A 13,870-nucleotide genomic window follows, 5' to 3' on the forward strand; every position below is an offset into this window, starting at 1 on the left:
TGGGAAGAGGTGCGTAGGCGTAGCCCGTCGTAGACATCACAGTTTTAAGGATTAGTAGGAGGCTGAACACCAAATAAATGTACAGCACCACTCATTTTGCCTAGATCGCGAAGAAAACGCGATCGCACATGGTTAGAATTTGGTGTTTGTCCGCCCATAAAAAGACAGACAATTTCTTGACAGTCTGTTTCTTCTTCTTTGTTGTGAATATTTACTCGTTTGATACTTGCCCAAGAACAGGAAGCATTACCCCCACCTGCATTTCCGCCAATCTCTGGATTGCGCTTGTAATTTTGTGGTGCATCTTTTTGATAAATTAAGTACATCCCGTCACCACGAGTTGCTTCTGCGTCGTTGGCATAGTTCCACAACATTTCACGGCGTTCTATGGGTTCACTGTCTGGACCGGGAACAGCGTAGATTGCACAAGTATTAGGTGAAAAAACCTCGGCGTTAATATTATGGTTGTCTGCTGTAACTCTATCAGACCATTGGCTTTGTACTGCTGCTAGCCAATCTTGATAAGCTTTTGTCCATGTTGCTGCATCCAAAGGCAAAGCATAGGGTTTGGTTTCCCATTCCTGTGTATTTTTATTTCTCAATTTGTGAGTTAAAGTCAAAAGCGTTCCCCGTGCAGCAGCATGACCATTGTTCATATGGAATATGTGCAACGGTCTGCGCCAACCACGTCCTACACCACCTACCATGACTGCAAATCGAATAATCGGCAGAATAATTGTATTTAAGATGTCTTTGGGGGCGCTAATTTGTAATTTGCCTTTCCAGGCGTAAAACCTTGGTTGATCAGTGGAGTAATCGCCCCATATTTTACCCTTCAACATCTGCAAACGCAGACAACCTTTGCGGGTTTGTGGTTCTAAGGTTCCTAACAGTTCATCAACGGTTTTTTTAGCATCTTGCTGAGACATTACTCCCAGCAAAAACCGCAAAATCCAAGACCTCAGCCAGCCACGCCAATGGGAAGGGCGCAATTCCATTGTTTGCATATTTGGCCCTGCACTACCTTGGCTGTAGAGACTAAAGTCAAATTGCTTGACTGTACAATCAGGATCGGGAGTGGGTTTGAGAGGATCGGAAAACTTCAGTGTTCCATATCCAGAAGCCGTCCGACTACCAACACCGTATAAACTCAGTGCTTGCTGTACCCATCCCCAAACTTCACTGACTTCTGCATCGGTAGCACGACCAGGAATGCCGCGAATAGCTACTGTAACAGGAATATAATCTTTACCATCGCCTAGAGTGTAGAGAGATAAAGGCGTACCTTGTCCTTGATGATAAACTTGAAATTCTTGCTGAGGATTAACAATATCTAAAGTCAGTTTGGTTGGTTCATCAGGCCAAGCATCTAGGAATTCAATCTTACCAGCCCTGATTGTATCGTTGTTTTGATACCCCAAAAGTTCATACATTCTAGGTAAAATATCAGGGCGTTGTTTTGCCCAAGCTCTTACTATTCCTCTAATGGAAGCACCAGGAATATAACCATTTAGAGGTAATACTCGGAACAGTTGCCAATTTTCATTAACATTACGTTTATCTTCCGGTCGTCCTTGAGTAGGTCGCCATGCACCACAAGGTTCGCCTGCTGAGACAATAGTTTCTACATCTGGGTGAGGAAAAGAACCAACTTTAGCACGCCACTGAATAGTAAAAGTATCTTTTTTAAATAAGCCAGATTGCGATCGCCTTTGATGTTGTAACTCTAACAATTCAATTAATCGAGAACCAGTGTACATTAATCCTCCTGATAAGCTCTAGCCCAGAAATTCCAATGATTAGCTAACATCAAAGACCTACGCCAAGTAGCCATATATTGTTGTGGCTGCTGTCTGGTCATTTTTACTATTTCTTCCATCAGCTGTTCCCGTTGTGGAGGGTTGGCTTGATTAATCATCTGACCTAGCAGCGATTCCCAAACAGGAACAGTACGTTCTCGCACTTCACCGCCTTGAGCATTAGATTGGTTCACATAACCAACCGCAGACAACAAACCAAATACTCGTAAATGCTGCAACAAACGCAAGACAGCCGTTAGATCATTTTTATCTATGTTTGATTTACGCTGATTTTTTAAATAAGTTTGGATATGTTCGTGTGCAACCAAACTCATCTGTTCTGGTAATACTTGAGTAGGACTAAAACCACTATCAACATTCACAGGCTTAGTAGGCGGCGTGATTGAATTAGCTTTTGCTGTTTGTGGTGGTTGTGGTTTCTTTAATTGATCAGCCATAATTTTTTCCTCTATACTCCAACTTTTACTGGACAAGGTGATGCAGCATTATTTGTCCAACCTTGAACCCAACCACGCCCCACATTGGCTTGACCACCAACTTGAAAAAGTCCCTGCAAAACGCTCATTAACACGTCATGTTGTTCTGGCTTCACAGGTTTATCTTTGAGGAGGCTGTAACCCCAAGAGAAATAGAAAATAGTGTCTCTAGGAATGCAAACATCCGTCCAAAATACCTCAGCTGAACCTGCTTGATTAGCACCTGTTGTTTCATCTTGAATTTTGTTACGGACTTGAGTCCATAAAGAGTGTTCCATTAATACTTGAAAATCAGCATCAGGTAAAACGATCCGATTATTTTCCCAAGTCGGTTGAACAGCACTTTTAAGAGAATTTGGCCAAGTTCCAGCTAAGGTTGTTGCTTGTTTTTGCTCATTAGACATCTGAGTGACTTGAATTTGAGCATCAGCAACCAGATATGTACCCGCCGAAATACCTACAGCTTGGTTAGGAAAAATGACAGAACTTTGCTGTGTAATGATTGCATGATCGCGAATCAAAGAATGACAGCTAACCCAGCTAAATACATCTCTACCACCATTCATTGACATAGTTCGCATAGGAACCCACAGCAAGCGTGCATCTCCAAACCATACCTGATGCACTCCCATTTGACCTTGCTTATCTAACTCTTTACCAAATAAAATATCGACTGCTGTTTCATCTTGCAACTTGACTTCATCTCTGAGAGTTCCTCTAAGAGATGAACCAGGAACATAAGGAAAATTGGTATGCACTTCACGGGCAATTTCTAAAATATTGCCTAAGTCACCTTCACCACCACAATGAATAGGTGCAAGGCTGTATATATAACCAACTCTAAAATCAGACATAATTCTTCTCACTTAATTTAAATAATTTAGGCTCTTCCGTAGGTGTTATACTAAATTTCAAACTACAATTAGGGATTTGCCTTTAAAATCAAGGGTTTCAGGCAGTTAAAAACTAGATTTTATTCTAAAAGCTCAAAGGTCAAAATTAAAAGCTGTCTTTCTTACCCAGCAAGGGATATGAGCTAATTTATAGACGTTTTTAGCATAACAAGTAATAAAGAACCATAATTTAATTCCAAAATTCCCAAATAAAATTTATTAAGCTCTTTCTAATTCATAATTTATAATTTATCCACAGTAATTCGGAGTAGCCGAGTTTTCGCCATTTATTCACCTGGGTTTGTCCGTCATCTTGGAACAGCGATCGCGGCTGATTCAAGTAATACAAACTCCCAGGAGGCGCGGCAAAAACTTGAGGTGCAGGGATGCTTTTAGTTATTTCATCTTTGTCACGAAAGCGGCAACTTATCGGTACTGCTTTATCAGTAGCGACACTAACTAAATCTCCCAGTATTTGATTTTTGTTGACGGTATGAGCTAATTTCCACTCCCAGGGAAAGGCACGGCACAAAGACTTTTCTGTACCTTGATATTTATCCTTGCGTTCAAATACGCCAGGAGTCACCAAATAAGCTATCGACTTACCTCCACTCTTAAAATTCTTCTGAGATTGTTGTTGCAGGCTTGCCCACTGCTCATCCAATTCATGGCAACGCTGTAAAATTGTGCGATGCCCTTCCCCTCCTAATCGCAGAGTCATGGGAGTATCAATTTCTTGATCTATAGCGATCGCTAAACTCCATTTAGCATAGAGACGAATTCCATTTTCGACAAAATAACCATCGGCAGCTTTAACTTGCCTTGTCCCTTCCTCAATTGAATTGTGCGATCGCGTTTCTATTGTCCAAGGTTGATCTTCATAACTTCCACCTTCAACAATCCAATCTTCCCTATCTATATGCCCAGTTTCTAAATATTTCTGAACAACTTCATAGGGCAAATACTGGCGAAACTTTTTCTCACTACTACTAGGGCTGTAATTATCTTCCTCATCTGCCAATTGCCCTGGAGGTTTAACCAAGGGAGAAGGTTCAGTTTTATCCCATAAAGCTGCTTGTAAATAAGAATCAGAGTTCCATTCTAAAGGTACTAGGGGCGTTGACTTATAAAATCCCAGAGGGCGCGGCAAGTAAAGTTTATTACCGGATTCAGTTTGTCGGCAAAGAAACGGGCCAATGAGGCGGAAGTCTTTCTTTTGTGAAAATAAACCGCGCAATGCGCCAGCGATCGTATGACCATTGGGCGGAAATATACTCCCAGCCCAAGCCCTTTCTCCTGGAGTAAAGGGTTTGGCATCGCGCAATAACAGCAAATCCAGTGGCGTTAAGGTATACCAGAACATCAGACACCACCTCCTAATTTGATGTCACGATTGCGAAGGATAAAAGCAGCAAGCTTCAGCCAGTTTTGTATTTCTGAATCTCTATCAATCTCAGAAGTGGTTTCCCATAAAGCCCCAAGAAACTCAGCTAAGTACTGCTGAAATTGGTTTTTGGCAACTTCATCTCCTTGAAATTGATCGCGCCGATCGCAAAATGCTTTTGTCCAAGGTGTGATCGCTTCTTTTAGAGGTGCGGGATGCTGGCTCCAAAGACTAGCGGCTTGTTCAAAAATGGCTGCATCTAGTCCCTTATCTTCTTGGGAAAAGGGTTTGAGAGTAAGTTTCTGCCACTGATGGAATACTTGGAACTTCGTAGTTGCCTTTAAAATATTGCCATTGCCATACAACACCCGGACTTGCACCGCATCTTTTTGCTGATTTTCAGGAGATTTGTGTTCCTTCGCCTTTTTCTCTGCCTCCCAAAGATTTTCCAAAGCGATCGCTAACGGTACAGAATGATGGGCAATAATAATCCCAAAGCTAATAGTTGCATTCCTGCCCATTGTGAATAATGGTCTTGTGGCTACTTGCTGCGACAGCATAGTCTTAGCAGTCCAATAATCATCACCGCTATCAAATTCCTCTTGGGGATCCTTATCTCCCCGGAAGCATTGGCGAATATCCCATAACCAGTTATCCCATTCCCAGAGGTTGGTGTAGGCTAAAACATCATCACCACCGGCATAAATCAAGCGTCCAGCATAACGCTGTTGAGTCAGATAAGGTACCAATTGATTAGAAAAATCTAACAAAGCACGACTGAGAGCATTATGTGTTGATGGCCCCATCCGTTTTTTGACTTCTAAAAATTTCTGGAAACTGTCCAGCGATACTGATAATTGTGAGGGAATATAATCTCGATATTCTTTTAGTTTTATACCCTGCAACCATTCACTCATACTATCGCCATCACCCGCAGCTAATACATACCAGTCAGCAGGATTGTTACCAGGGTAAAAGCTATCAATATTTTTTTGGATTTCTTGGCGATAAGTTTTTTTCAAATCCGAAATTTCTCGGCGAATTACTTCTTTATTCTGTTTATCTGCTGCTTTTAATTTATCTTGTAATTTTTCTAGTTCTGGAGTTTCAGCATCTTCCACTAACCAGCCAGCATTGAGTAAACGCGGATGAAATCTTTGGGGTAAATTATTCTTATCTATCCACGGAATTCCCCATTTATTTTTCATTTCTTGGATTACACCTTTAGCCCAAGGATTTTTGGCGATAATTGCTTGACAAGCATCCTTAAATGCTAATTCGTGCTTAATATCCTTTTCATGAACTTTGAGATATCCCGCCACACCTGCGGTTAAATCTGGATAAGAAGCTGCTATGGCATCTTCATTTTTAATATCCAACAACTGATCTAAAACTTTTTCTAAAACCCGTTTAACCGTTTCAGTAGCATTTAACTGTTCTCGTCCATCAAATAAACCTGCGTGACGTTCCCAATATTTTTTAGTTTGTCCTTCTGTAATCCAATCATCACTAGGATGCACCACCGGGCCAATACCAGAGATTGTAGAACGAGGACCGAAAGCTGTTGGTAATTCCCAATTACGGGCATTTTTAACAGCTGCTAAAGCATAGCGATTTGCATCAAAAATTGCTGCCCACCAAGAACCAACATTGACGCTAAATTTTCTTCCTTGTCTTTCCAATCGCTGTTGATATGCTTCCCGCAGAAAATCTATTTCCTTATCTTGAAATAGATTGTATTCTTGATTAGTTATATAAGCTTTATTTTGGGCATTTAGCCATTCTAAAAATTCTGTTTCTCTTTCTTTAGGAATCGCTGCGTTTTTTAAATTCTCTCCCTCTTTACCTATGGGTAAAGCCGTCCAATAAAACTGCCATTGAGACTCTAACCAACCTTGCCAAGTTTTGCTATCTTCTGTTAAATTTGGCATCCAACGGCGTTTATTGTGTAATTCTTTAAAAACCAAATCACCAATTCGCGCCCACTCTTCTAAAAGTTTTTGCTTAGCCATTTGCATGGCACCTTTTACTTTATCTTTTGGTAGCACTAACACCAACACGTTAGGAAAACCAGCCGTTAATAATTGATTAGCATTAGGTTTCTTGATCCATTGGTCAAACTTAGGAAATTCTTGTAATAACCAATGGTCAATTAATGGCTGTTGGTAAAGGCTGGGATAAAGAAAGCTGTCAGGGCCGTATTTTTTGGAAACTTCCCAACAGACTTTGGCTGAGAGATAGTGTAGAAGCCAAGAACCTGCCCAAAAGTCCCGCATTTTGCGACTGGCTTTAATTAGTTCTTGTATGGGTGTAAATGTGAAAGTGGCGAGATAAGGATGAGATAAAGTTTTATTAGCTGGCCAATGTTCAATTTCTGCCATTGTCAAGTCATAGCCAGCCAAAGCGCCAGCCAAAGCAGATGTAATACTGGTGTGACTCCAAATCGAACTATCTGGTAAGCGGGTTTCAGCCGGCATCAGTATCAAAGATTCATCCTCAAATTCCTGACACGTTGCGGCTGGTAAACAACGCCACAGCCACCAAAACACACCTTTAATATCTGTCCTTACCCCTGCGGGTATGGCTTCTTGTAATTTTTGTTCTTGGAAATCTAAGTAATTTTTACGATTTGGTGTCAGCATTTGTGAATGCTGCTTGATTTTAAAATTACGTTTCGCCCCGGATAATAGGTGAGAGACTTCTAAACCTTGTTCTGAGTTATTACCTGGAGCATAATTTATACTGGCGCTGACGCTACCAATAGCGCCTCTGTCGCTTGCTGAAGCAATGTAGTCGGCTTGGTGAATATGTTGTAATGCTTTACCTCCAGATGTTTCTGGATTCCAGCCTTTCTCAACCCAAGGTTGCATCACCTCTAGTTGTTGCCAGAAGCTGTTTCTCCCACGCCCACTATTATTATGTAAAGCTTTTAACACAGGATCGTGGAGTAAACCCCATATTTTTGCTTGCCAGTATTCTTCTGACACAGGTGAACTTCCTTGTAATGCATCCAAGGGCTATTGTATAAATTGTTATTATTATTTGTCTAATATCAGTATATATTTTGAAATAATTACTTAAATCGAGGATATCCTTTTGCGGTAAGGCTTTGAGCGAAGTAGATTAAATTTGGATAAATATTTTCTTATTTATTGACATTTTTGGATAATTATGGATAGCTGCGTTAGCCTTCGCGAGTACGAAGTCGCGTTGACTGCTACACGGCGATCGCCGAAGGCGGGTCTTTTCCTAGCGGAAGCGCTACGCGAACGACCATCGCTGCTTCTTCGCCAGGTAGCTTTCCAATCAATTAATGTCTCTAGCGAGTAGAGACTTTAACTTAAAACACTGGTCGCTGTATCAACCACTGTAAGTTTCCAATCAATTAATTTCTCTAGCGAGTAGAGACTTCCGAGTAATAATGATGTTGCTGTACCACTAATTAAGTTTCCAATCAATTAATTTCTCTAGCGAGTAGAGACTTCCAGACGGTTCCTTCCAACAGCGTAGGGAATATGCTGTTGTTTCCAATCAATTAATTTCTCTAGCGAGTAGAGACTTTCCCGTGGTGGCTTGATAAATCGGTCAAGTGCTTCAAGGTTTCCAATCAATTAATTTTTCTAGCGAGTAGAGACTGCCTCATGAGAAATGCATTCAGAACCTAAGCACCCTGTTTCCAATCAATTAATTTCTCTAGCGAGTAGAGACTTATCCACAGGGTGTGGAATTCTTGACAGAGTGCGAAATTTTGGTTTCCAATCAATTAATTTCTCTAGCGAGTAGAGACCTCATCTACTTCACCTAACAACTCGACTTCATCCATGTTTCCAATCAATTAATTTCTCTAGCGAGTAGAGACTCTACACCATCTCTAGTCACATTACCATTATCATCCCTTGTTTCCAATCAATTAATTTCTATAGCGAGTAGAGACCTTACGAAAGATTACTATTGTTAGTTCTTCATTCATATTTCCGTTTCCAATCAATTAATTTCTCTAGCGAGTAGAGACGTGGAAGTTATTTAGATGTAAAAAAGAAAATCGATAGTTTCCAATCAATTAATTTCTCTAGCGAGTAGAGACTGCAAAGGGCTTGGTAGTAGATGCAACTACACGGGGTGACGGTTTCCAATCAATTAATTTCTCTAGCGAGTAGAGACTCAACAAACAAAGAAAGGGTTTCTTCTCCTTCCTCCGTTTCCAATCAATTAATTTCTCTAGCGAGTAGAGACAATAAAGTCTTTTGTCGTTCCCAAGGACGTCAAATGTTTCCAATCAATTAATTTCTCTAGCGAGTAGAGACAAGAAAAACAAGAGGCAGCGTTTCGGAAAGCGGTAAACCATGTTTCCAATCAATTAATTTCTCTAGCGAGTAGAGACATGATTGATTTAGATTGGGCTGGGTTGTCTACTACGTTTCCAATCAATTAATTTCTCTAGCGAGTAGAGACCTTCAAAATGAAGGTAACACAAGTAGTTGAAATCGTAAATTTCCAATCAATTAATTTCTCTAGCGAGTAGAGACATGAGCGATGTTGAAAGATTGTTAGACGGCGTTACACCTAATAATTTCCAATCAATTAATTTCTCTAGCGAGTAGAGACACAACGAATCGCACCCTTGTAGGCTCTTTTAACCAAATTTCCAATCAATTAATTTCTCTAGCGAGTAGAGACTTAGAAGAAGGTGTTTACGTTATTGATTTTGAGGGTAATTAGAATTTCTAATCAATTAATTTCTCTAGCGAGTAGAGACAATATAAAGATAAGCACACCACCTCAGTGCCATCTCAATTTCCAATCAATTAATTTCTCTAGCGAGTAGAGACATGTGATGCAGAATCTAGATTCTTGGATTTGATACAGATTTCCAATCAATTAATTTCTCTAGCGAGTAGAGACTTGAATTAGAGTTCAACACAGAAATAGAACCATTACAAGGATTTCCAATCAATTAATTTCTCTAGCGAGTAGAGACTATCTCGCGATCTCTATGGTCAATCACCGAGGATATTTCCAATCAATTAATTTCTCTAGCGAGTAGAGACCTAGACAAATTGGCGTAGTTGGGTTTGGAAACAATTTAGCGAATTTCCAATCAATTAATTTCTCTAGCGAGTAGAGACCGCCTGACTTACTCCTGGATTGGTTTTTCAATACTGAATTTCCAATCAATTAATTTCTCTAGCGAGTAGAGACTTAAACTGCCGATACTTAATCAAATTGTAACCAAGTAAATTTCCAATCAATTAATTTCTCTAGCGAGTAGAGACCACATAATGGTGTTAATTTCATACCAGAAAACTAAATTTCCAATCAATTAATTTCTCTAGCGAGTAGAGACATTAGGAATAGATACTGATAAAAAGATGAATAAAGCAATTTCCAATCAATTAATTTCTCTAGCGAGTAGAGACAATTGTTTTCTTCTGAGAAGTGTTTCATATGGCTTAAATTTCCAATCAATTAATTTCTCTAGCGAGTAGAGACGTACACAAATTTTACGATTTAGTTAAATTACCTAGTAACGGATTTCCAATCAATTAATTTCTCTAGCGAGTAGAGACATTAAAGAAAACAATATAATGGGGAATATAACCTCAATTTCCAATCAATTAATTTCTCTAGCGAGTAGAGACATAGATTATTTTATCTGAGAGTTGAGTTGATAATAAAGATTTCCAATCAATTAATTTCTCTAGCGAGTAGAGACATTTACAATTTATTCTTTCTGATGGTGTATTGTCTTTAGGATTTCCAATCAATTAATTTCTCTAGCGAGTAGAGACAGAGTAGGAAATTTATATTCTTCTTGTGTTCACGTGATTTCCAATCAATTAATTTCTCTAGCGAGTAGAGACTCGAACCTAATTTCTATCTGGCGTTTCTATCTTCTAACATTTCCAATCAATTAATTTCTCTAGCGAGTAGAGACAGTACTGCTCAAATCTTTAAAAAATTATACCCAGAGTAATTTCCAATCAATTAATTTCTCTAGCGAGTAGAGACCCCCTACATCTTAAACCCTTACCCAGTAAGGAGTCCACAGATAGTTTGCGACCGATCCGATTTTTCTACCCATAACAGCCAGCAAATTAAAACAAAAAACGAATGAAACCCTTACAGGACAAGGCAACGGCCGATTCTACGAATTTGCGTTATTTTAGCCATTTTTGCGATCGGCCGCAGCGACAGCTAAATAATAGTTGAACCAGGTATTTCTGTTACTGGAGGCCCACCCCAAACTTGAATTTGATTTAGAGTGTGAGCCGACAAAGGATAAAAACGTATTTTATCCTCCGATAACTTTACTTTCTTCCGCAATCGCTGATGTAACTCATTATATTGTGAAACTGTCAACACACATTCAAAAACACTGTACTGTACTCGAATTCCGTAGCCTTCCAATAAATCTGAGACTTTTTTACGTCGCTTATCGCAAGGAATATCATAAGCTACCACATACAAAAGCATAAAATTAGCGAATCAGATAAGGCTGATAAACCTGCGCTGGATTATAGACAAATTGCTTATAAGCTTTCACCTGAGTGGTAAGAAGATGCCATCGCGGTTGTTTGTTTCCATCATCTATTTGTACTTCCTCTTCCATGCGCTGTAAAAAAGCTTTTAAATATTTTTTTCTGCCCAAATCATTGAGATAACAACCTCCATCCCGATATTCAAAATCATTCTGAGCATTCATGACATTTTTATTCACCAGCCATAGCACTAGAGAATCCACAATTGGCGCACGAAACTCCTCAATTAAATCAGAAGCCAGTGCAGCATGGCGTTCTGAACCTTCGTGCAAACAAGCATAATAAGGATCAAGTCCCTGGAGTTCAATTAATGCCAGCAAGTGATTCCAAAGTACCTGATACCCAAAACTTAATATGGCATTTACAGGATTTCCTGGAGGACGACGGCTACGTCCAACAAACACAAATTCAGGATTTGTCAAGCATTCACCAAAAACAGAGAAATACTGTGCTGCACCTGCACCTTCAAAACCCATGAGCCGATCCCAGTTATCAGCGATCGCCACTTGCGAAACCAGGTGATCTAAACCTTGTAGCACTTTTTCTAACAACTCAGACTCTTGCCGCCGTCGCTGTCGCCGCAACAGAACTCGACTATTTTTTAACTTTGCCTGTACAATCCCTCTAGCAGTAATCAGCCGTTCTGTTTGTGTCAGTTGTTGCTGATAGCGGCATAATTGTCGATACCCCCGCCCAATTGGTAAAATACGCCCATAACAGTATCCCATGCGCGAAAGGTAGACAATGGGAATCTCTCTCCACAAGCAGGCCCGAATCGCTTGTGTGCTGACTTGCGACTTGCCAAAAATCAAAATCTGTTCCAATAGCGGTAGCTGCACCTGACCCTGAACTATCTCTCCCTGTTTGACAATTAAAGTTTCTTTTTGCAGTGAAACATAGCAATTTTGCTGAGAGACATAGAGAGTTCTCATGATTTCTACCTCCACCGTTGGAATGCAGATTGCCGCCGCTGACGAGCAAGATTGTGTTTTTGGGAGCCAGAATCTGAAATTAAATCAGCATTTCCTGCTGGTTCTAACCAACCAATGACTCGATCTGCCACACTAGAGACTATATAAGTAGTAAATGTCACTAGTACCGTATTGATAATCACAGCCGCTAGACCCAAAGGTGCAATCAGCAAAATGACAAGGGTAATGCTGCCGGTAGAAACAGATACTAAAATGTTACGTACTCTAGAAGCACGAGGCGATATATACATATTGATAAACTGTTAATTTATACAGGCTGATAATTACCAAGTTATTGGATTAGCAAAAATCAAGCTCTTAAAAGCTAATAATTGTATTTTTGGCTCAAAATTGCATAAAAGCTTTTATACAGTGCGCTAGATTAATACAAAATTTGACAAGATAATATTTTTTACCTTTGGACACCCAAGTTCTACATCTCGTAAACTGGACAAGCATCACATCTACCTATGTCGAAAAAACCTACTTCCCATCCCTACGGTGATGTCAAAGCTTTTGAACGGTTAATGCTGCTGATTGCAACCTTACTAAAGCACCCAGGTGTAGGTAGTCCAGAATTTATGGAGTCAAGCGATCGCGAACACCATAATTCCCTCAAGCAAGTTCAACTTTGCCTACAAAATCTCGCAGCTGACTACGGAGTAGAGTTACCTAAAGGTTATCCTTCCATTCCTACACTACGTAAAGACCTAGAAACCTTGCGCCGCTACGGTATTCTCGAAGACCGGATGTATCGCTGGGGATACTATTTAGGTACTGGTGCCATGTCCCAAGAAGAATTGAAAGTAGCTTTCAATGCTTTGGCATCTCAAGCAAAATACCAAGGTGATGGACTTTTGCGGCGTATTTACCAAACTCTCAGCAAAAGATTGCGGGGCTTGGATTTAGAACTTCAAGGCGAATTTTTTTATCCAGTTAGACAGCATCTCAATCGCGCCATAGTCTATACAGACCCAGAAGAAATGGCGGCCTTAGGGCAAAATCGAGATACTCTATTTCATCAGTTGGCAGTTTTAGAAAAAGCGATTTGCCAAGGGCAGACGATTGAAATCTCTCGCGGTAGCGACCCCTACGGGCATAGCCGTATTGGCCCACAAAGAGTAGTACCATTACAGTTAATTTATCAAGATATTGCCTGGTATTTGCTCTATGAACATCATGAAAATGGGCATTTAGCAATTGGGCGTTTGAATCGCTTTAAAAATTACTGCCAAGTTTTGAATGAGTCAGGCCGAGGTCTAGAGGCCCAAAGAAATAGCCTTGCTAAAGCTTACCAATTGCTAGAAAATGGCTGGGGCTTGTATTTAGGAGAACCACCAGAGCAACAACTAGAACTACAAGGAAAGTTAGAGTTAATAACAGTCAAAGTGCGTTTCTTTCCTCCAGTAGCAAATTTTATTCAGGAAGGGGAACTGCGCCATCTCAAGCAGAAAATTGTCTTGGGTGCTAAAAATCCAACTACTGGTAAGCCTAGCTATATAGATTATGTAGTCTCGCTACCACCTCGCTCATTAGATGAGTTTAGTATCTGGGTTTGTCGCTACATGGATAAAGCACGAGTTATTGCCCCTCCCCAATTAGTAGAGAAGCACCATCAAGCTGCTAAGGCTTTACTCGCCCAATACAATTCAATAGAAATAAAATAGCTGGCGAGAGCACATCAGTTTTGCTCCCTGCCAGCGGTGGTCATTTTGAAATAGTAAAAATCGGCATGAGAATAATTAGCGATCGCTACCTTGCAAACATCAGAGGCTGAATAAAGCCAG

The 13,870-nt window shown here is 40.2% G+C and carries 9 protein-coding genes and 1 CRISPR repeat array; of the genes, 1 reads left to right on the forward strand and 8 read right to left on the reverse strand.

Going from position 1 to position 13,870, the window contains the following annotated elements:
• Positions 1 to 44 precede the first annotated feature (44 nt).
• The 8 genes from QUB80_RS30570 to csx18 all read right to left on the reverse strand — a co-directional run bounded on the left by QUB80_RS30570 (position 45) and on the right by csx18 (position 12,334).
• The gene (locus QUB80_RS30570) at positions 45 to 1,760 is read right to left on the reverse strand and encodes an RAMP superfamily CRISPR-associated protein (protein ID WP_289793226.1); all 1,716 of its coding nucleotides are present in this window, start codon (positions 1,758 to 1,760) and stop codon (positions 45 to 47) included.
• The gene (locus QUB80_RS30575; RefSeq protein WP_289793227.1) at positions 1,760 to 2,257 is read right to left on the reverse strand and encodes a hypothetical protein; all 498 of its coding nucleotides are present in this window, start codon (positions 2,255 to 2,257) and stop codon (positions 1,760 to 1,762) included. The genes QUB80_RS30570 and QUB80_RS30575 overlap by 1 nt, the downstream gene beginning before the upstream one ends.
• A gap of 11 nt (positions 2,258 to 2,268) precedes the next feature.
• Positions 2,269 to 3,150, reverse strand: a complete 882-nt coding sequence (cmr4, locus tag QUB80_RS30580) for a type III-B CRISPR module RAMP protein Cmr4 (protein ID WP_289793228.1) — start codon at positions 3,148 to 3,150, stop codon at positions 2,269 to 2,271.
• 274 nt (positions 3,151 to 3,424) lie between these two features.
• Complete coding sequence (locus tag QUB80_RS30585; protein ID WP_289793229.1) at positions 3,425 to 4,552, reverse strand: type III-B CRISPR module-associated Cmr3 family protein; 1,128 nt, start codon at positions 4,550 to 4,552, stop codon at positions 3,425 to 3,427.
• Positions 4,552 to 7,560, reverse strand: a complete 3,009-nt coding sequence (cas10, locus tag QUB80_RS30590; protein WP_289793230.1) for a type III-B CRISPR-associated protein Cas10/Cmr2 — start codon at positions 7,558 to 7,560, stop codon at positions 4,552 to 4,554. The genes QUB80_RS30585 and cas10 overlap by 1 nt, the downstream gene beginning before the upstream one ends.
• Before the next feature lie 311 nt (positions 7,561 to 7,871).
• Positions 7,872 to 10,582: direct repeats of the CRISPR family, unit length 36 nt; unit sequence ATTTCCAATCAATTAATTTCTCTAGCGAGTAGAGAC.
• 186 nt (positions 10,583 to 10,768) lie between these two features.
• Positions 10,769 to 11,047, reverse strand: coding sequence for a CRISPR-associated endonuclease Cas2, Ssr7093 family (cas2, locus tag QUB80_RS30595; RefSeq protein ID WP_289793231.1), 279 nt, complete (start codon positions 11,045 to 11,047; stop codon positions 10,769 to 10,771).
• 4 nt (positions 11,048 to 11,051) lie between these two features.
• Entirely contained in the window at positions 11,052 to 12,044 is a 993-nt protein-coding gene (locus QUB80_RS30600; RefSeq protein WP_289793232.1) for a CRISPR-associated endonuclease Cas1, Slr7092 subtype, read from the reverse strand.
• Between the two features lie 5 nt (positions 12,045 to 12,049).
• On the reverse strand, positions 12,050 to 12,334 hold the full coding sequence (gene csx18 / locus QUB80_RS30605) for a CRISPR-associated protein Csx18 (RefSeq protein ID WP_289793233.1): 285 nt from the start codon (positions 12,332 to 12,334) through the stop codon (positions 12,050 to 12,052).
• A gap of 219 nt (positions 12,335 to 12,553) precedes the next feature.
• Between csx18 and QUB80_RS30610 the strand changes: the two genes are divergently transcribed.
• A complete protein-coding gene (locus QUB80_RS30610; RefSeq protein ID WP_289793234.1) occupies positions 12,554 to 13,750 on the forward strand; it encodes a helix-turn-helix transcriptional regulator in 1,197 nt (398 codons plus the stop codon).
• The last annotated feature ends 120 nt before the right edge of the window (positions 13,751 to 13,870 follow it).

The sequence above is a fragment of the Chlorogloeopsis sp. ULAP01 genome (assembly GCF_030381805.1).
GTDB lineage: Bacteria > Cyanobacteriota > Cyanobacteriia > Cyanobacteriales > Nostocaceae > Chlorogloeopsis.

Excerpts from the sequence above, each read along its gene's own strand:
- QUB80_RS30570 (WP_289793226.1), bottom strand. The coding sequence starts at position 1,760 with ATGTACACTGGTTCTCGATTAATTGAATTGTTAGAGTTACAACATCAA.
- QUB80_RS30575 (WP_289793227.1), bottom strand. The coding sequence starts at position 2,257 with ATGGCTGATCAATTAAAGAAACCACAACCACCACAAACAGCAAAAGCT.
- cmr4 (WP_289793228.1), bottom strand. The coding sequence starts at position 3,150 with ATGTCTGATTTTAGAGTTGGTTATATATACAGCCTTGCACCTATTCAT.
- QUB80_RS30585 (WP_289793229.1), bottom strand. The coding sequence starts at position 4,552 with ATGTTCTGGTATACCTTAACGCCACTGGATTTGCTGTTATTGCGCGAT.
- cas2 (WP_289793231.1), bottom strand. The coding sequence starts at position 11,047 with ATGCTTTTGTATGTGGTAGCTTATGATATTCCTTGCGATAAGCGACGT.
- QUB80_RS30600 (WP_289793232.1), bottom strand. The coding sequence starts at position 12,044 with ATGAGAACTCTCTATGTCTCTCAGCAAAATTGCTATGTTTCACTGCAA.
- csx18 (WP_289793233.1), bottom strand. The coding sequence starts at position 12,334 with ATGTATATATCGCCTCGTGCTTCTAGAGTACGTAACATTTTAGTATCT.
- QUB80_RS30610 (WP_289793234.1), top strand. The coding sequence starts at position 12,554 with ATGTCGAAAAAACCTACTTCCCATCCCTACGGTGATGTCAAAGCTTTT.